The organism is Microlunatus aurantiacus (genome assembly GCF_039536605.1).
GTDB classification, from domain to species: Bacteria; Actinomycetota; Actinomycetes; order Propionibacteriales; family Propionibacteriaceae; genus Microlunatus; species Microlunatus aurantiacus.
Genome location: NZ_BAAAYX010000014.1, coordinates 137,245 through 153,026 on the forward strand (window position 1 = coordinate 137,245; position 15,782 = coordinate 153,026).

Sequence of the window (15,782 nt, forward strand, 5' to 3'; positions counted from 1 at the left end):
TCGCCCTTTAGGTATACAACGTAAACTCTGTGGGACACAGCCGGCGGTCCACCACGACGAGGAGACGACCATGAAGGCAGTGACCTGGCAGGGCAAGCGGAAGGTGTCCACCGACGAGGTGCCCGATCCACGGATCGAGCAACCGACCGACGCCATCATCGCGATCACCTCCACCAACATCTGCGGCTCGGACCTGCACCTCTACGAGACCCTGGGGGCGTTCATGAACCCTGGGGACATCCTCGGGCACGAGCCGATGGGAGTCGTGCAGGAGGTCGGTTCCGAGGTGTCGCGGCTCGCGGTGGGCGACCGGGTGGTCATCCCGTTCCAGATCTCCTGCGGCCACTGCTACATGTGCGACCAGGCCCTCTACACCCAGTGCGAGACCACCCAGGTCCGCGAGCACGGCAGCGGGGCCGCCCTGTTCGGCTACTCCGAGCTCTACGGCTCGGTGCCCGGCGGTCAGGCGGAGTACCTGCGGGTCCCGTTGGCCGACACCACGCACATCAAGGTGCCGGACGGTCCGCCGGACGACCGCTTCGTCTACCTCTCCGACGTGCTGCCGACCGCCTGGCAGGCGGTGGAGTACGCCGGGGTGCCGGACGGGGGCACCCTGGTCGTCCTCGGGCTCGGACCGATCGGCGACATGGCCACCCGGATCGCGTCGCTGCGTCCCGGGATCGCCCGGGTGATCGGGGTGGACCTGGTGCCGGAGCGCCTCGCACGGTCCCGGGCCCGGGGGATCGAGGTGGTCGACCTGTCCGAGCACGACGACGACCTCGCCGACGTGATCCGCGAGCTGACCGGCGGACGCGGACCGGACTCGGTGGTCGACGCCGTCGGGATGGAAGCCCACGGCTCGCCCGGGGCGTCGCTGATGCAGAAGATCGTCACCGCGCTGCCGGACGCGATCGCCGGGCCGATGATGACCAACGCCGGGGTCGACCGACTGGCCGCGGTGCACTCCGCGATCGACATCGTCCGGCGGGGCGGCACCATCTCGCTGAGCGGTGTCTACGGCGGCATGGCCGACCCGATGCCGATGATGACCCTGTTCGACAAGCAGATCCAGCTGCGGATGGGCCAGGCGAACGTGCTGCGGTGGGTGGACCACATCATGCCGCTCCTGACCGACGGCGACCCGCTCGGTGTCGACGACTTCGCCACCCACCGGCTGTCGCTCGACGAGGCCCCGCACGCGTACGACATCTTCCAGCGCAAGACCGAAGGTGCGGTCAAGATCGTCCTGCAGCCGGGTCGGACCGGCTGACCTCGGCTCGGCGACCGGCCCGGGGGCGACCCCACCCGGGCCGGTCGCGCGTCGCCGCGGCCGGTGCCAAACCGGTGGCGCCCGGTGGCGGCGCCGTCGATGATCATGCACATGACCACTCTGGCGGACCTCTGGCCCCCGTACCGGCTCCGGCTGCACGTCGGCGACCTCACGATGACGGTGATCAGCGACGAGGACGTGCCCGGCCTGGTCGACCTGGCGCTCGCCGGGATCCACGCCCCTGACGCGATGCCGTTCTCGTCGCCGTGGACGTTGGCGGGGCCGGAGAAGCTGCCGGTGGAGATGATCCGCTACTTCTCCTCGGTCCGGGCCGGCTTCGGACCGGATGCGTTCGACCTGCTGTTCGCCGTCCGGGTCGAGGGCGAGCTGGTCGGGACCCAGGGGCTGCACGGTCGCGACTTCGGAGTCACCCGGACCGTCGAGACCGGGTCGTGGCTGGGACTGGCGCACCAGGGGAGGGGGATCGGCACCCGGATGCGCCGAGCCGTCTGTGCGTACGCGTTCGACCACCTCGGCGCCGAGGAGGTCACCTCGGCCGCCTTCCTCGACAACCCCGCCTCGCTGGCGGTCAGCCGCAAGGTCGGCTACCGGCCCAACGGCGTCGTCCGCCTCAAGCGGCGGGACGGGGAGATGGCTCTCAACCAGCGCTTGGTGCTGACCCCGGCCGACCTGGTCCGGGGCGAGCCGGTGGAGGTCGTCGGGGCCGAGGACCTGAGCCGGTTCCTAAGGTTGGAAGCGTCCTGAGCCGGTCGACCTCCGGGGCTTCGAGGTTGCGCTCACCGCCGGCCGACGGTCTATCAGGCGGTCATCCCGGCCACGATCAGGCCCGCTCCCGCTCCGACCAGCCCGACGGTGAGACTCACCGCGCCCACCCACAGCAGGATGATCCACCGGTTGGGGCCCTGCGGGTCACGACCGACAGCTGACAGGAAGAACCCGGCCGACATGAGGATGGCGGCGTAGAGCACGAAGGACGCCAGGGTAGAGCTCCAGGCCGGCACGGCCGGGTGCTGCAGGCAGAGCCGGACCACCAGCCCGAGGATGACCAGCACCCCGGCGTGGGCGTGGCCGGCCCGGAACATCCGACTCTGGAAGTCGTTCACCGCGGCGTCAGCACGGGCGATCTTGAGCAGGAAGGTCCCGCCGTACGCGATGGTCACGACCACCAGCAGGATGATCCCGGTCGAGGTGAGGTCAGCGGTGTTCATCAGCGGGCTCCTGAGCAGGTGGGGTGCGTGGCGGGGGCGCCGATCGGGTGCCAGCCGGCGGACTCACGGCGGCCTGCCGGCGTCGGGACGGAACAGCAGGGTGGCGCTGCGTCGGGTGAGCTCCAGCAGGTCCTCGGCAGCGTCGGTGCGCAGCGCGGACGCGTCCAGGCTCCCTGACAGAGCGAGGGTGGCGATGCCGTGCACGATGGACCAGGCAGCCAGCACCGCGGCCGCCGGATCGGCCGCCCGCCCCTGGGCCTCCAAGGCGCGTACGCCGCCGCGCAGCTCGGCGAAGGTGAGCTCCTGCGCCGCGGCCAGCCCGGCGTCGCCGTGGTCCAGCAGGGTGGGGGAGAACATCACCGCGAAGTGCGACGGGTGGGCGACCGCGAAGCCCACGTACGCCACGCCGACGTCGGCGAAGTCCCCGCCGGACTCCCGGGCGGACTGCAGCGCGACGGCCAGGAGGGTGAAGCCCTCGGCGGCTAGTGCTGTCAGCACCCCCTGCCGGCTGCCGAAGTGGTGGCGTGGGGCGGCGTGGCTGACGCCCAGGTCCGCCGCCAGCGAGCGGAGACTGAACTGCCCCGGCCCTTCCTCGGCGATCACCTCGACCGCTCGGTCGAGCACCGCGCGGCGCAGGTCTCCGTGGTGGTAGGTCGGGGTCATGCGAGGAACTTACCACCGACAAGTTGTCACTGACAAGATCTCCTTCTCCGAGCGGGTGAGTCCTGGGGGCGCACGGCCGGGGGGTGGGGGACGATGGGGCGGTCGCTCCCCATCCTCAGGAGATGCCCGTGTCCGATCCCGGTGCCGGCGGCTGGACGCCCTCTCGCCAGCCGCCGTCCTCCCAGCAACCCACCAGCCAACCACCGGCTCCGTACGGGCAACCGCCGTACGGCCAGCCGCCCGCCGCCTACGGGCAACCGCCGTACGGCCAGCCGCCCGCCACGTACGGCCAGCCGCCCGCCACGTACGGCCAGCCGCCGTACGGGAGCCGGCCACCTGGCCCGACCGGCCCGGCACCGTTGCACCTGCCGCAGTACGACGCCACGATCACGCAGGCAGCCTCCCGGTTCTGGCGCAAGTACGCGGTGTTCTCGGGCCGGGCCAGTCGCAGCGAGTACTGGTGGTGGGCGCTGATCGCCTTCGGGGTCTCGTTCGTGCTGCAGCTGATCGGCAACATCGCGTTCGGCGGCAGCCTCTTCGCCCTGGACACCGCCGAGTCGAGCCTGAACCCCCGCACGCTGCTGTTGCCGCTGGTGCCGGTCGGGATCTGGTACCTGGCGACGCTGGTGCCCTCGGTCGCGGTGCTGGTCCGACGGCTGCACGACACCAACCGCCCCGGGTGGTGGCTGCTGCTGGCCGTGCCCTCGTACGTCGCCCTGGCGCCCCTGCTCATCGGTCTGTTCTCCCTCGACCCCGAGCGGCTCGCGGTCGGCGACACCAGCGGCATCGCGGTGGGGGCGCTGGTCGGCGGCGGCGTGCTGTCGCTGGTCGGCGCGATCGGCGGCATCGTGCTGCTCGTCTTCAGCATCCTCGGACCGGACCCTCGGGGGGTGCGGTTCGACCGGTCCTGAGTCTGTGCTGCTGCGTCCGACCGTCGTCGGGACCGCCGTCGTTCTGTGTGTCCGAGGGGGGACTTGAACCCCCATGCCCTGTAAGGGGCACTAGCACCTCAAGCTAGCGCGTCTACCTATTCCGCCACCCGGACTCCGCTGCCCGGCCGGACAGCGACGTGAACTATAGCAAGCCCGGGAGGGGTCGCCGCACCATTCCGTCGGGCGCTGGGAGCACCGCTACTGGTCGTGTCGGTCGTGCCAGTGGCGGGCGATCGCCCGCGGCAACGGGTCGATCACGGTGCCCTGGGCCCGCAGCCCGGCCCGGGCGAGCCGCCGGGTCCGCCGCAGACTGACCAACCCGAACGCCCAGAACACGTACTGGAAGCAGAACGCCACCTTGAAGTCGGTGACCAAGTAGTCACCGGTCGGTGCCCGCAGGTCCAGGACCACCCCGATCACGAAGATGGTGACCAGGGACGCGGTGAAGCCACCCATGTTCACGATCCCGGTGGCCGCGCCCAGGCGGGTGGCGGGGTTGAACGTGCGGGCGAAGTCGAAGCCCACCGCCGACGCCGGACCGTACGCCGCCAGGGTCAGCACGAGCACCACGACCACGGGCAGCGGTGCGGCTCCCGGCCACACCAGCACCACCGTCCAGACCACGATGGTCAAGACCAGCACGCCGAAGATCAGGTTCGACCGGCGCAGCGGGTAGCGCGCGGTCAGCGCTCCGAGCACCGGTCCGATGATCGTGGCGGCGAGCACCATCAGCGTCATCAGCCAGCCCGCCCGGGCGGCGGAGTAGCCCAACCCCAGGGTCATGAACGGATAGCCCCAGAGCAGGGCGAAGACCATCCCCGAGAACTGGGTGGCGAAGTGGCTCCACATGCCGAGCCGGGTGCCGGGGTGCCGGAACGACGAGCCGAGGTCGTGCAGCGCCTGCCGCCAGCTGGCGGGCGGTGGGCGGTCCGGAGCCCCGGGCGGCCGGTCCCGGACCGCGACCAGCACGAGGACCGCCACGAGGACGCCCATCGCCCCGGCACCCAGATAGGACCACTGCCAACCGACCCCGTTCAGCAGGGCGACCAGCGGGATCGTGCTGCCGATCTGACCGACCTGACCGAGCAGCCCGGTCAGCTGGGTGACCAGCGGCACCTGCCGGGTGGGAAACCAGGCAGGCACCAGCCGGAGCACCGAGATGAAGGTCATGGCGTCGCCACCCCCCACCAGGATCCGGGCCCCGATCACCCCCAGCGGGGTGTCGACGAGGGCCAGCGCCACCTGGCCGCCGGCCATCACCGTGGCGCCGCCGGCGATCATCAGCCGCGGGCCGAGGCGGTCCACCAGCACCCCGACCGGGATCTGCATGCCCGCGTACGTGAGCAGCTGCACCACCGCGAACAGCGACAGCACCGACGCGTTCACCCCGAAGCGCGTCGTCGCGTCCTCGGCCGCCACGGCCAGCGAGGTGCGGTGGAAGACCGCGACCGCGTACGCGGCGACCGCCACCCCCCACACCGCCCAGGACCGCCCCGTCGCCGGGGACGAGGCCCATCCACCCCCAGTCGTCGTCACCGGGCCATTCTCCGCCGCCGCGCTCGGGTGGGCGATGATGGTCCGATGACCGAGGCCGGCACCGTGACCACGTCAGCACCGGCCGGCGACGGCGAGGTGGTCGAGCTGTGCCGGGAGCTGATCCGGATCGACACCACCAACTACGGCCCCGACCCGGGACCCGGGGAGCGGGTCGCCGCCGAGTACGTGGCGGCGTTGCTGGACGAGGTCGGCATCTCCTCCGAGCTGGTCGAGTCCGAGCCGGGTCGCACGTCCCTGGTGGCGCACTGGGAACCGGAGGGCACCGACACCAGCCTGAGCCCCCTGCTGATCCACGGGCACCTCGACGTCGTCCCGGCCGACGCCGCCGACTGGTCCGTGCCGCCGTTCGCGGCGGAGGTCGCCGACGACTGCGTCTGGGGCCGTGGCGCGGTCGACATGAAGGACTTCGACGCCATGCTGCTGAGTGTGGTCCGGGCGCGCGCCCGGGGCGGACGTGCGCCGCGCCGGCCGATCCGGATGGTCTTCACCGCCGACGAGGAGGCGGGTGGGGCGAAGGGTGCGTTCTGGATGGTGGAGAACCGGCCCGACCTGCTCGAGGGCTGCACGGAGGCCATCGGCGAGGTCGGCGGCTTCTCCCTGACCGTCCGCGACGACCTGCGCCTCTACCTGGTCCAGACCGCCGAGAAGGGGATGGCCTGGCTCAATCTGGTCGCCGACGGAGCGGCGGGCCACGGCTCGTTCCGGCACGACGACAACGCGGTCACCGAGCTGTCCGCCGCCGTCGCCCGGATCGGCACCCACTCCTGGCCGGACCGCATCACCGACGCCCAGCGGGCCTTCCTGGACGCGGTCTCGGAGGCGTTCGGGATCGAGCTGGACACCGACCGCGTCGAGGACACCCTGTCCCGGCTCGGCAGCATCGCCCGGATGGTCGGTGCCACCATGGCCAACACCGCGAACCCGACCATGCTGCGGGCCGGCTACAAGCACAACGTCATCCCCGGCAAGGCGACGGCGGCCATCGACGGGCGGTTCGTGCCGGGTGGTCGGGACGAGTTCTTCGCCACCATCACCGAGCTGCTGGGCGACAAGGTCCGCTACGAGGTGGTGGCCGACCACCCGAGCGTGGAGACCGAGTTCGCCGGGTCGCTGGTCGAGGCGATGCAGGCCTGTCTGTCTGCGGAGGACCCGGGGGCGCGGGCCGTGCCGTACCTGCTCAGCGCCGGCACCGACGCCAAGGCCTGGGACCGGCTCGGCATCCGCTGCTTCGGCTTCGTCCCGCTCAGGCTGCCGCCCGACCTGGACTTCGTCAGCCTGTTCCACGGCGTCGACGAGCGGGTGCCGATCAGCTCGCTGCAGTTCGGCTGCCGGGTGCTGGACCGGTTCCTCGATCAGGCCTGATCTCGCCCGAGCACCCGATCGGCGACGCGTCACACGATCGTCACCACCCCTCGGCGGCGGCTGGCTAGGCTGATCTGCGATGAGCAGTCGAGTGGTGGAGTACGAGGAGACCAAAGTCCGGTTGGACAGGTCCGTCCCACGCAGCGCCGTACGCAAGCTCCTCACCGACCAGGCCGAGTACGGCGGCTGGGAGCTCACCCGGCTCCGCCGCTACCGCGACGGCACGCGGGACGTGTGGATCCGACGCAAGATCATCCGCGTGCCTCTGACCGTCTGATGACGCTGACCACCCGGGTGGCGGGCTGGGTCAGCCGCGCAGGAGGTGCGGGCCGCCGGACACGTCGTCCAGGGCCGAGACGATCTCGGCGGGCAGGGTCAGCTCCTCGGTGGCCAGAGCCGCCGCCAGCTGCCCCGCGGTCCGCGCCCCGAGCAGCGGGGCGGTGACGCCGGGCGCGTCCCGCACCCACAGCAGCGCCACCTGCAGCGGGGTCAGGTCGAGTCCCTCCGCCGCCAGGGCCACCGCCTCGACGACGCCCTTGCTCCGCTGCTCGAGGTACGGCTGGACGAACCAGGCGAAGTGGTCGGAGGCGGCGCGGGAGCCCTTGGGGATGCGCGAGCGGTACTGCCCGGTCAGCACCCCGCGTCCGAGCGGCGACCACGGGAAGACGCCCAGGCCGAACGCCGCCGCCGCCGGGAGCAGCTCCATCTCCGCCCGCCGGGCCAGCAGCGAGTACTCCACCTGCAGGCTCGTCAGGGGCGCCCGGCCCGGCACCGCCTTCTGCCAGGTGGCCGCTTGCGCCGTCTGCCAACCGACGAAGTTGCTCACGCCGACGTAGCGGGTCATGCCCTGGCGGACCGCGTGGTCCATCGCGCTCAGGGTCTCCTCGATCGGCGCCTCGCCCCAGGCGTGGATCTGCCAGAGGTCGACGTAGTCGGTGCCCAGACGCTCCAGCGAGCCGGCGAGGTCGCGCAGCAGGGCCCGGCGGGAGGTGTCGACCACCCGTTTGCCGTCCCGGACCGCGAAGCCGGCCTTGGTCGCGATGACCACGTCCTCGCGCCGCGCCAGCTCGCCGACCAGGCGGCCGAGCAGCCGCTCGGCGTCGCCCGCCCCGTACGCGGCGGCAGTGTCGATCAGCGTGCCGTCGGCCTCCAGAAACGTCTGCAGCGTCCCGCGGGCCTGCTCGTCGGTGGTGTCCCGGGCCCAGGTCAAGGTCCCGAGCCCGAGCCGCGAGGTGCGCAGCCCGCTGCTGCCGACCCGACGCGTTTCCATGGTCGGAGAGGGTATCGGGGTCGCCCGCACCCGTCGGGCTCGCCCGAGCCCGGAGGTCACCGAGTAGGCACCCGGCGGGTCGCTGACGGGTGGGCTCCGGGTTACCGACCAGTAGGTTGAGCGCATGCGACTGGGACTGAACCTCGGCTACATGGTCGGCGCCGACGACGCGCGGGGGCAGCTGCGGCTGACGAAGCACGCGGAGTCGCTGGGGTACGAGGTGGTGTGGGCCGCAGAGGCGTACGGGTCGGACAGCCCGACAGTGCTGGCCTGGCTCGCCGCCCAGACCTCCACCATCGCCATCGGCTCCGGGGTCATGCAGATCCCCGCCCGCACCCCGGCGATGACCGCCATGACCGCGGCCAGCCTCGACCTGCTGAGTGAGGGCCGGTTCCGGCTCGGGCTGGGGGTGTCCGGTCCGCAGGTCTCGGAGGGCTGGCACGGGGTCCGCTTCGACCGGCCGCTGGCCCGGACCCGGGAGTTCGTGGAGATCGTCCGGCTGGCCCTCAGCCGCAGCCCGGTCGCGTACGAGGGGCGCACCTACCAGCTGCCGCTGCCCGACGGTCCCGGCAAGGCGCTCAAGCTGACCATCGCCCCGCACGCCGACCGGATCCCGCTCTACCTGGCCGCGGTGGGTCCGAAGAACCTGGAGCTCGCCGGGGAGATCGCCGACGGCTGGCTGGCGGTGTTCTTCGCCCCCGGCTACGCCGACGAGCAGCTGACCCAGGTCGACGCCGGTCGGGCGACCGCCGGGCGGGACCGGGCGGGCTTCGACGTCGTGGCCACCATCCCGCTGGTGGTCGGGGCCGACGCCCGGACCTGTGCCGACCCCGTCCGTGCCTACACCGCCCTGTACGTCGGCGGGATGGGCAGCCGGGACAAGAACTTCTACAACCAGCTCGCCGTCCGGATGGGGTACGAGGAGGCGGCCGCCACGATCCAGGACCTCTACCTGTCGCGACGGCCGCGGGACGCGATGGCCGCCGTGCCGTACGAGCTGATCGACTCCACCTCGCTGCTCGGACCGAAGGAGCGGCTGGCCGAGCGGCTGGCCGAGTTCGCCGCGGCGGGCGTGACCACGGCGGCGCTGGCACCGTACGGCGACAGCATCGAGGAGAAGCTGGCCGCCCTGACGACCGCGGCGGAAGCGCTGGAGCTCGCCGGGGTCTAACCGGTGGGGAGCGGCTCGAGCACGCCGGTCAGCAGCAGGATCGCGACGAGCGCGGCCAGGCCGAGCCGGTAGATGACGAACGGTCGGAAGGTGTGGGTGCTGATGTACTTCAGCAGCCAGTGGATGACGGCGAGACCGACGCCGAAGGCGACCACGGTGGCCAGGACGATGGGCCCCCAGGCGGGCTCGACGGGGTCGGCGGAGATGTCGAACAGCTTGAAGAAGCCCGAGCCCACGACGGCGGGGATGGCGAGCAGGAACGCGTACTTGGCGGCCGCCTCACGCCGGTAGCCCATCCCCAGACCGGCGGCGATGGTGGCGCCGGACCGGGACACGCCGGGGATCAGCGCCAGGGCCTGGGCCAGGCCGAACAGCACGCCGTGCTTCCAGGTCAGCGACTCCAGCGGACGGACGTTCTTGGCGAAGTGGTCGGCGATGCCGATGACGACGCCGAACCCGGCCAGCATGGCGGTGGTGATCCACAGGTTCCGCAGCGAGCTGTCGATGGCGTCCTGGAACAGCAGCCCGAGGACCACGATCGGCAGCGAGCCGATGATCACCAGCCAGCCCATCCGCGCTTCGGGGTCGTCGCGTGGGATCCGGCCGACCAGGGCCAGGGACCAGTTCTTGATGATCAGCCAGATGTCCTTGCGGAAGTAGATGATCACCGCGGCCTCGGTGCCCAGCTGGCTGATGGCGGTGAACGCCGACCCGGGATCGCGGCCGCCGTAGAACTGCCCGACGATCGACAGGTGCGCGCTGGAGGAGATCGGCAGGAACTCCGTCAGCCCCTGCACGATGCCGAGTACCAGTGCCTCGAGCCAGCCCATCGCCCACCTTCGATCATTCCGCCATTCGTCGTGCGACCCAGCATGGAGGGCCCGCACCACCGTAGAGCGTCGGGTCGGGAAGACGGCTCGTTGACAACGGCGGGGAGCAAGATGTCGCGGCGCGTCGTGTCGTGGGGCGTGCTCCCGGTGGGGCAGGGCGGAGCCGATGGGCGTGCGGAGCTGCTGCTCGACTAGAACTGACGTCGTGACCATCCACAGCGAGCACCCGTTCCTGCCGCCGGAGGGGGATCGCAGCCCGCTCCGCCGCTTCCGCGGCCGGGTGGTCGCCCCGGTCAGCCTCTGGACCACGTACGCCGGCGAGCGGCGGGTCGGCTGGACCGTCTCCTCGCTGCTCGTGGCGGACGGGCCGGAGCCGACGCTGATCGGCGTGCTCGACCCGGACGCCGACCTGACCGAGGCCCTCGTGGCCGGTGGGGGACCGTCCCCGCGGCTGGCGGTCAGCCTCCTGGGCTGGCAGCACCGGAACCTGCCCGACGCCTTCGCGGGCCTGGCCCCGGCACCGGGCGGACCGTTCCGGCTCACCGACTGGCGGGAGACCTCGTACGGTCCGGTGGTGGCCGACGCCCCCGGCTGGCTGGGGGCGACGGTGCTGGACACCCGGACGGTTGGTTGGTCGACGCTGCTGACCGCTCGGATCGACGAGGTCGGGCTCGGGCCCGCCGAGACCGATCTGCTGGGGCACGTGCACGGGCGCTATCTGCCGATCCCGTTCTGAGGCGTGTCGTGCCCAGCGTCCGACTAGGGTCGGTCCATGGCCACCGTCCTGCTCGTCCGCCACGGGCGGACCTCTGCCAACACCGCCGGCATCCTCGCCGGGCGCAGCCCCGGGGTGGAGCTGGACGACTTCGGTCGCACCCAGGCCGGCACGCTCGGTGAGCGGATGGCCGCCGTGCCCCTCGCGACCCTGGTCAGCTCACCGTTGCGTCGGTGCCGTCAGACCCTGCAGGCGCTCGTGTCGGCCCGCGCCGAGCCCGTCCCCACCGCTGTCGACGCCGGCTTGATCGAGTGCGGCTACGGCGACTGGACCGGCAAGAGCCTCAAGGAGCTGAGCAAGGAGAAGCTCTGGACGACGGTGCAGCAGCAGCCGTCGGCGGTCCGCTTCCCCGGGGGCGAGGCGATGACCGAGATGGCCGCCCGCGCCGTCGGCGCCGTCCGGACCTGGGACCAGAAGGTCACCGAGACCCACGGCGGCGACGCCGTCTGGGTGGCGGTCTCGCACGGCGACGTGATCAAGGCGATCCTGGCCGACGCGCTCGGCACCCACCTGGACACGTTCCAGCGCATCATGGTCAACCCGGCGTCGGTGTCGGTGGTCCGCTACACCGACACCCGCCCGTACGTGGTCACCATGAACTCCTCGGGCAGCGACCTGGCGGCGATGTTCCCGCCCCGGAAACCGGCGGCGAAGCGCTCCCGACGGTCCCGTCCGGCGTCGGACGACGCGCCGGTCGGCGGCGGGCTGGGCTCGCAGGAGCCGACCGCATGAGCCGCGGACTAGGCTGAGGACATGGCGATCCTCGTCCACCGATACGACTCCCCGGACCGTTTCGTCGCCGGCACCGTCGGCCAACCCGGAGAGCGCACCTTCTTCCTGCAGGCCCGTGAGGGCAACCGGATCACGTCCGTCGTGGTCGAGAAGCAGCAGGTCTCCGTGCTGGCCGAGCACCTGGACAAGGTGCTCGATGAGGTCCTGCGCCGCAGCGGCCCGACGGTCGACGTGCCGCCGGCGCGCGAGAAGGCCGATGACGTCGATCCCCTGGATGCCCCGATCACCGAGGAGTTCCGGGTCGGGACCATGACGATCGCCTGGGACGCCGAGATCAACAAGATCGTCATCGAGCTGTTCTCCAACGTCGACGAGGACGAGGAGAGCGAGGACCCCGCCGACGAGCCCGAGCTGTCCCCGGCCGCCGCGGCCGCCCTGGAGGGGGTCGCCGAGGTGGACGCCGACGAGGTGTTCGTGGTCAAGATCAGTGCCGCGTACGCGCGTGACTTCGTCGCCCGGGCCCAGGCCCTGGTGTCCGCCGGCCGGCCACCCTGCCCGTTCTGCCTGCAGCCACTGGACCCGGCCGGGCACGTGTGCCCGCGGGCCAACGGCTACCGCCGACCCCTGTTCTGAGTGACCGTGTCGCTGCTGCCTCCACCGACCGCCTCCCGGCCGAATCCCGAGGCGTGTTGAGCGACGCAGCCCTGGTCCCCGACGAGCCGCACCCGGCCCTGACCGCGGCCCTGACCGACGGTGACCTGCAGATCGCGGGCCGCCTGGCCAACGCGTCCAACGCCACCTACCTCGCGGTCCTCACCACCGACGAGGGCCCGATCGAGTGCGTGTACAAGCCGATCCGGGGCGAGCGGCCGTTGTGGGACTTCCCGACCGGGACCCTCGGTCTGCGCGAGGTGGCCGCGTACGAGGTCTCCGCGGCCGGGGGCTTCGACGTGGTGCCGGTGACCGTGCTGGTCGACGGCCCGGTCGGCCCCGGCTCGCTGCAGGCCTGGGTCGACGTGGACCCGGCCGAGACCGACGCCCTGGTCGACCTGGTGCCCAGCAGCCAGGTGCCGCGGGCGGGGTGGTTCGACGTGGTGGACGGTCTGGACGCCCAGGACCGCTCGGTGTCGGTGGTGCACGCCGACTGCCTGCCGCTGAGACGGATGGCCGTCTTCGACGTGCTCGTGAACAACGCCGATCGCAAGGGCGGGCACATCCTCGGCAGCGCTGGCCACGTGTTCGGCGTCGACCACGGTGTCTGCTTCAACACCGACCCGAAGCTGCGCACCCTGTTGTGGGGCTGGGCCGGGACCGAGCTCACCGACAGCGAGCTCGCCGCGGTCCGCCGGGTCCGGGACGAGACCCCGGACCGGCTGTTCTCGCTCTTGGCCGAGCCCGAGATCGAGGAGCTGTGGAGCCGGGCCGAACGGCTCCTGCAGCGCGGCCGGTTTCCCCGCCCCCGCTCCGGTCACCACCCGGCCATTCCCTGGCCCCCGTTCTGAGCGACGCCCGTCCCGCGGGGGCCGCGCCGTCGGTGCGCGGCAGCTGGGCGCCGGGGCGCTCCTGAGCACCCGGTCGAGGGGTGTGCGGCCGCTACTAAGGTGACCCGCATGCACGCATGGAACGCGCCCGAGGTGCCCCGACTCGACCCCGGTCCGCAGCAGCCCCGGCTGCACCTGTTCGACACGGCACAGCAGCGACCGGTCCCGGCCGGGCCCGAGGTCACCGACGGGCGGCCGGCGGGGATGTACGTCTGCGGCATCACCCCGTACGACGCCACCCACATCGGTCACGCGAACACCTACGTCGCCTTCGACCTGCTGAACCGGGTCTGGCGGGATGCCGGGCTCGCGGTCCACTACGTGCAGAACGTCACCGACGTCGACGACCCGCTGCTGGAGCGGGCGCTCCGCGACGGCATCGACTGGCGGCAGCTGGCGGCCGACCAGATCGAGCTGTTCCGGACCGACATGACCGCCCTGAACGTGATCCCGCCCGCCGACTACGTCGGAGCGGTCGAGTCGATCGACGAGGTCGTCGCCATCATCGCCGAGCTGCAGGCCAGGGGAGCGGTGTACCCGGTCGACGACCCCGACTACCCCGACCTGTACTTCGCCCGCTCCACCGACGCCGAGTTCGGCTCGCTGTCCCACCTGGACGACGCCGAGGCGAGGGCGGTGTTCGCCGAGCGGGGCGGCGATCCCGACCGGGCCGGCAAGCAGGACCCCCTGGACTGCCTGGTCTGGCGGCTGCAGCGGCCCGACGAGCCCGGCTGGGACACCCCCCTCGGGCGGGGCCGCCCGGGTTGGCACATCGAGTGCACGGCGATCGCCCTCAACCGCCTCGGCAGCGACTTCGACGTCCAGGCCGGCGGCTCCGACCTGGTCTTCCCCCACCACGAGATGTGCGCCTCCGAAGCCCGGGTGGCCACCGACCGGCCGTTCGCCCAGGTCTACGTGCACAGCGGCATGGTCGGATTGGACGGCGAGAAGATGTCGAAGTCCAAGGGCAACCTGGTGCTGGTCTCGCAGCTGCGGCAGGCCGGGGTCGACCCGATGGCGATCCGACTGGCTCTGCTGTCCCAGCACTTCCGGGACGACTGGATGTGGACCGACGAGATCCTGGCGTCGGCCGTCGAGCGGCTGGCCACCTGGCGGGAGGCCGTCCGCCTCGACGCCGGCATGAACGCCGCTGACGTCGTCACCGCCATCCGCACGGCGCTGGCCGACGACCTGGACGCTCCCGCCGCGCTCGCGGCCGTGGACGCCTGGGCGGGCGCCTCGGTGGCCATCGACGGCGACGACACCGACGCGCCCTCGCTGGTCGCCCGGACGGTCGACGCGCTGCTCGGCGTCCGCCTCTGACTCTCCTGCGAAAAAGTCACCCCGGCCGGTGAACGAAACCGGTTGTCGGTGGCCTCGCGTCCACGGTCGGGATGACTTTTCCGCACCCTCGCCGGCGGGCGTACGCTTCTCCTGACGAGTTATCACAACTCGCGCGTGTACCGGGGTCGGTGAAAGTCCGAACCGGCGGTGACAGTCCGCGACCCACGAGCAGTGGGCAGTGCCTTGTTGGAGGCGGTGCCCGGCCCCCCAGGGGGCGAGCCGCGAGTGGTTGACCTGGTGGAATTCCGGGACCGACGGTGAGAGTCCGGATGGGAGGTCCACGCGAGCGCGGCTCCGCCGTACGCCGATGTCGGTGTGCGGTGACGGTCGTGTCTCTCCACACCCCGGTGTTCGTGCGACCGGACAGTGGAGGATCCCCATGGACTTCTCAGCAGTACTGGAGCGGTTGCTGAACGCCCAGCTCGATATCGGACCCGGCATCTTGTGGCGGGAGATCATCGGGAACGGCTTCGGCTTGGCCAGCGCCATCCTCGGCATGCAGCGCAAGGTGCTCGCATGGCCGATCGGCATCGTGGGCAACGTCTTGTTGTTCACGGTCTTCTTGGGTGGGGTGTTCCACACCCCCCAGGACCTCGACCTCTACGGCCAGGCAGGTCGGCAGGTCTTCTTCCTCGCGGTCAGCATCTACGGCTGGTACCGCTGGTGGTCGTTCCGACGCTCCGGCGACGGCGGCCAGGGGGTCGGTGTGGCACCGGCCTGGGCCGGCTGGAAGGGCCGGGTGCAGCTGCTGGTCGCCGCCGTGGTGCTCTGGACCCTCTCCTACTACGTCCTGACCGCGCTCGGCTCCTGGGGCCCGGCGGCCGACGCCTGGATCCTGACCGGCTCCATCCTGGCCACCTACGGCATGGCCCGCGGCTACGTGGAGTTCTGGCTGATCTGGATCGCCGTCGACCTGGTCGGCGTGCCGCTGCTCCTCACGGCCGGCTACTACCCGTCGGCGATCATGTACATCGTCTACGGCGTGTTCTGCGTGATCGGGTTCGTCTCCTGGTGGCGGATCGAACGGGCCGGTCGGACGCCGGACCCGGTGGCCGTCGACACCCCGGAGATCGAGACCGTCGGCTGATCCCGGCAGGTCAGCCGAC

Annotated in this window: 17 protein-coding genes, 1 tRNA gene and 1 riboswitch; of the genes, 12 read left to right on the plus strand and 6 right to left on the minus strand. The window is 71.7% G+C overall.

The features are described from left to right. The first annotated feature begins 70 nt into the window (after window positions 1-70). Window positions 71-1,270, plus strand: a complete 1,200-nt coding sequence (locus ABD714_RS17445; protein WP_344813716.1) for a zinc-dependent alcohol dehydrogenase — start codon at window positions 71-73, stop codon at window positions 1,268-1,270. A 111-nt stretch (window positions 1,271-1,381) separates the two neighbouring features. Then, window positions 1,382-2,035: a GNAT family N-acetyltransferase gene (locus ABD714_RS17450; RefSeq protein ID WP_344813717.1), complete on the plus strand. Its 654-nt coding sequence runs from the start codon at window positions 1,382-1,384 to the stop codon at window positions 2,033-2,035. A gap of 53 nt (window positions 2,036-2,088) precedes the next feature. Here ABD714_RS17450 and ABD714_RS17455 read toward each other — a convergent pair whose 3' ends face one another. Further along, window positions 2,089-2,499 (minus strand): hypothetical protein, encoded by a 411-nt coding sequence (locus tag ABD714_RS17455; RefSeq protein ID WP_344813718.1) that lies wholly within the window; start codon window positions 2,497-2,499, stop codon window positions 2,089-2,091. Window positions 2,500-2,562: 63 nt separating this feature from the next. Then, window positions 2,563-3,162, minus strand: a complete 600-nt coding sequence (locus tag ABD714_RS17460) for a TetR/AcrR family transcriptional regulator (protein ID WP_344813719.1) — start codon at window positions 3,160-3,162, stop codon at window positions 2,563-2,565. A 128-nt stretch (window positions 3,163-3,290) separates the two neighbouring features. On the opposite strand from ABD714_RS17460, the gene ABD714_RS17465 reads away from it, so the two are divergent. Continuing rightward, a complete protein-coding gene (locus ABD714_RS17465) occupies window positions 3,291-4,073 on the plus strand; it encodes a DUF805 domain-containing protein (protein WP_344813720.1) in 783 nt (260 codons plus the stop codon). A 48-nt stretch (window positions 4,074-4,121) separates the two neighbouring features. On the opposite strand, the gene ABD714_RS17470 is transcribed toward ABD714_RS17465, so the two are convergent. Together ABD714_RS17470 and ABD714_RS17475 are read right to left on the minus strand one after the other, a co-directional pair. Then, a tRNA-Leu gene (locus tag ABD714_RS17470) sits at window positions 4,122-4,207 on the minus strand. Window positions 4,208-4,292: 85 nt separating this feature from the next. After that, window positions 4,293-5,630 carry an MFS transporter gene (locus ABD714_RS17475; protein WP_344813721.1) on the minus strand — a complete coding sequence of 446 codons (1,338 nt, stop codon included), beginning with the start codon at window positions 5,628-5,630 and terminating at the stop codon, window positions 4,293-4,295. A 45-nt stretch (window positions 5,631-5,675) separates the two neighbouring features. Here ABD714_RS17475 and ABD714_RS17480 point away from each other — a divergent pair, with 45 nt between their 5' ends. Together ABD714_RS17480 and ABD714_RS17485 are read left to right on the plus strand one after the other, a co-directional pair. Continuing rightward, window positions 5,676-7,013, plus strand: a complete 1,338-nt coding sequence (locus ABD714_RS17480) for a M20/M25/M40 family metallo-hydrolase (RefSeq protein ID WP_344813722.1) — start codon at window positions 5,676-5,678, stop codon at window positions 7,011-7,013. A 79-nt stretch (window positions 7,014-7,092) separates the two neighbouring features. Further along, a complete protein-coding gene (locus tag ABD714_RS17485) occupies window positions 7,093-7,290 on the plus strand; it encodes a DUF5703 family protein (RefSeq protein WP_344813723.1) in 198 nt (65 codons plus the stop codon). A 30-nt stretch (window positions 7,291-7,320) separates the two neighbouring features. Here ABD714_RS17485 and ABD714_RS17490 read toward each other — a convergent pair whose 3' ends face one another. Further along, entirely contained in the window at window positions 7,321-8,283 is a 963-nt protein-coding gene (locus tag ABD714_RS17490; protein ID WP_344813724.1) for an aldo/keto reductase, read from the minus strand. 124 nt (window positions 8,284-8,407) lie between these two features. Here ABD714_RS17490 and ABD714_RS17495 point away from each other — a divergent pair, with 124 nt between their 5' ends. Further along, complete coding sequence (locus ABD714_RS17495; RefSeq protein ID WP_344813725.1) at window positions 8,408-9,454, plus strand: LLM class F420-dependent oxidoreductase; 1,047 nt, start codon at window positions 8,408-8,410, stop codon at window positions 9,452-9,454. On the opposite strand, the gene ABD714_RS17500 is transcribed toward ABD714_RS17495, so the two are convergent. After that, window positions 9,451-10,284 carry an undecaprenyl-diphosphate phosphatase gene (locus tag ABD714_RS17500; RefSeq protein WP_344813726.1) on the minus strand — a complete coding sequence of 278 codons (834 nt, stop codon included), beginning with the start codon at window positions 10,282-10,284 and terminating at the stop codon, window positions 9,451-9,453. The two genes, ABD714_RS17495 and ABD714_RS17500, sit on opposite strands and share 4 nt — an antisense overlap. A 205-nt stretch (window positions 10,285-10,489) precedes the next feature. Between ABD714_RS17500 and ABD714_RS17505 the strand changes: the two genes are divergently transcribed. The 6 genes from ABD714_RS17505 to pnuC all read left to right on the plus strand — a co-directional run bounded on the left by ABD714_RS17505 (window position 10,490) and on the right by pnuC (window position 15,763). Next, window positions 10,490-11,020, plus strand: a complete 531-nt coding sequence (locus tag ABD714_RS17505; RefSeq protein WP_344813727.1) for a flavin reductase family protein — start codon at window positions 10,490-10,492, stop codon at window positions 11,018-11,020. 36 nt (window positions 11,021-11,056) lie between these two features. Continuing rightward, window positions 11,057-11,791 (plus strand): histidine phosphatase family protein, encoded by a 735-nt coding sequence (locus ABD714_RS17510; RefSeq protein WP_344813728.1) that lies wholly within the window; start codon window positions 11,057-11,059, stop codon window positions 11,789-11,791. 21 nt (window positions 11,792-11,812) lie between these two features. Further along, window positions 11,813-12,424 (plus strand): DUF3090 domain-containing protein, encoded by a 612-nt coding sequence (locus ABD714_RS17515; protein WP_344813729.1) that lies wholly within the window; start codon window positions 11,813-11,815, stop codon window positions 12,422-12,424. Window positions 12,425-12,477: 53 nt separating this feature from the next. Beyond that, on the plus strand, window positions 12,478-13,293 hold the full coding sequence (locus ABD714_RS17520) for an SCO1664 family protein (protein ID WP_344813730.1): 816 nt from the start codon (window positions 12,478-12,480) through the stop codon (window positions 13,291-13,293). A gap of 108 nt (window positions 13,294-13,401) precedes the next feature. Next, entirely contained in the window at window positions 13,402-14,655 is a 1,254-nt protein-coding gene (gene mshC / locus ABD714_RS17525) for a cysteine--1-D-myo-inosityl 2-amino-2-deoxy-alpha-D-glucopyranoside ligase (protein WP_344813731.1), read from the plus strand. Between the two features lie 132 nt (window positions 14,656-14,787). Further along, window positions 14,788-14,961: riboswitch (FMN riboswitch) on the plus strand. 94 nt (window positions 14,962-15,055) lie between these two features. After that, complete coding sequence (pnuC, locus tag ABD714_RS17530; RefSeq protein WP_344813732.1) at window positions 15,056-15,763, plus strand: nicotinamide riboside transporter PnuC; 708 nt, start codon at window positions 15,056-15,058, stop codon at window positions 15,761-15,763. Window positions 15,764-15,782: the final 19 nt, after the last annotated feature.

Coding starts and splice junctions, on each gene's coding strand:
- ABD714_RS17490 (WP_344813724.1), bottom strand. CDS start 8,283: ATGGAAACGCGTCGGGTCGGCAGCAGCGGGCTGCGCACCTCGCGGCTC.
- ABD714_RS17460 (WP_344813719.1), bottom strand. CDS start 3,162: ATGACCCCGACCTACCACCACGGAGACCTGCGCCGCGCGGTGCTCGAC.
- ABD714_RS17495 (WP_344813725.1), top strand. CDS start 8,408: ATGCGACTGGGACTGAACCTCGGCTACATGGTCGGCGCCGACGACGCG.
- ABD714_RS17455 (WP_344813718.1), bottom strand. CDS start 2,499: ATGAACACCGCTGACCTCACCTCGACCGGGATCATCCTGCTGGTGGTC.
- ABD714_RS17450 (WP_344813717.1), top strand. CDS start 1,382: ATGACCACTCTGGCGGACCTCTGGCCCCCGTACCGGCTCCGGCTGCAC.
- ABD714_RS17500 (WP_344813726.1), bottom strand. CDS start 10,284: ATGGGCTGGCTCGAGGCACTGGTACTCGGCATCGTGCAGGGGCTGACG.
- ABD714_RS17445 (WP_344813716.1), top strand. CDS start 71: ATGAAGGCAGTGACCTGGCAGGGCAAGCGGAAGGTGTCCACCGACGAG.
- ABD714_RS17515 (WP_344813729.1), top strand. CDS start 11,813: ATGGCGATCCTCGTCCACCGATACGACTCCCCGGACCGTTTCGTCGCC.
- pnuC (WP_344813732.1), top strand. CDS start 15,056: ATGGACTTCTCAGCAGTACTGGAGCGGTTGCTGAACGCCCAGCTCGAT.
- ABD714_RS17485 (WP_344813723.1), top strand. CDS start 7,093: ATGAGCAGTCGAGTGGTGGAGTACGAGGAGACCAAAGTCCGGTTGGAC.
- mshC (WP_344813731.1), top strand. CDS start 13,402: ATGCACGCATGGAACGCGCCCGAGGTGCCCCGACTCGACCCCGGTCCG.
- ABD714_RS17510 (WP_344813728.1), top strand. CDS start 11,057: ATGGCCACCGTCCTGCTCGTCCGCCACGGGCGGACCTCTGCCAACACC.
- ABD714_RS17480 (WP_344813722.1), top strand. CDS start 5,676: ATGACCGAGGCCGGCACCGTGACCACGTCAGCACCGGCCGGCGACGGC.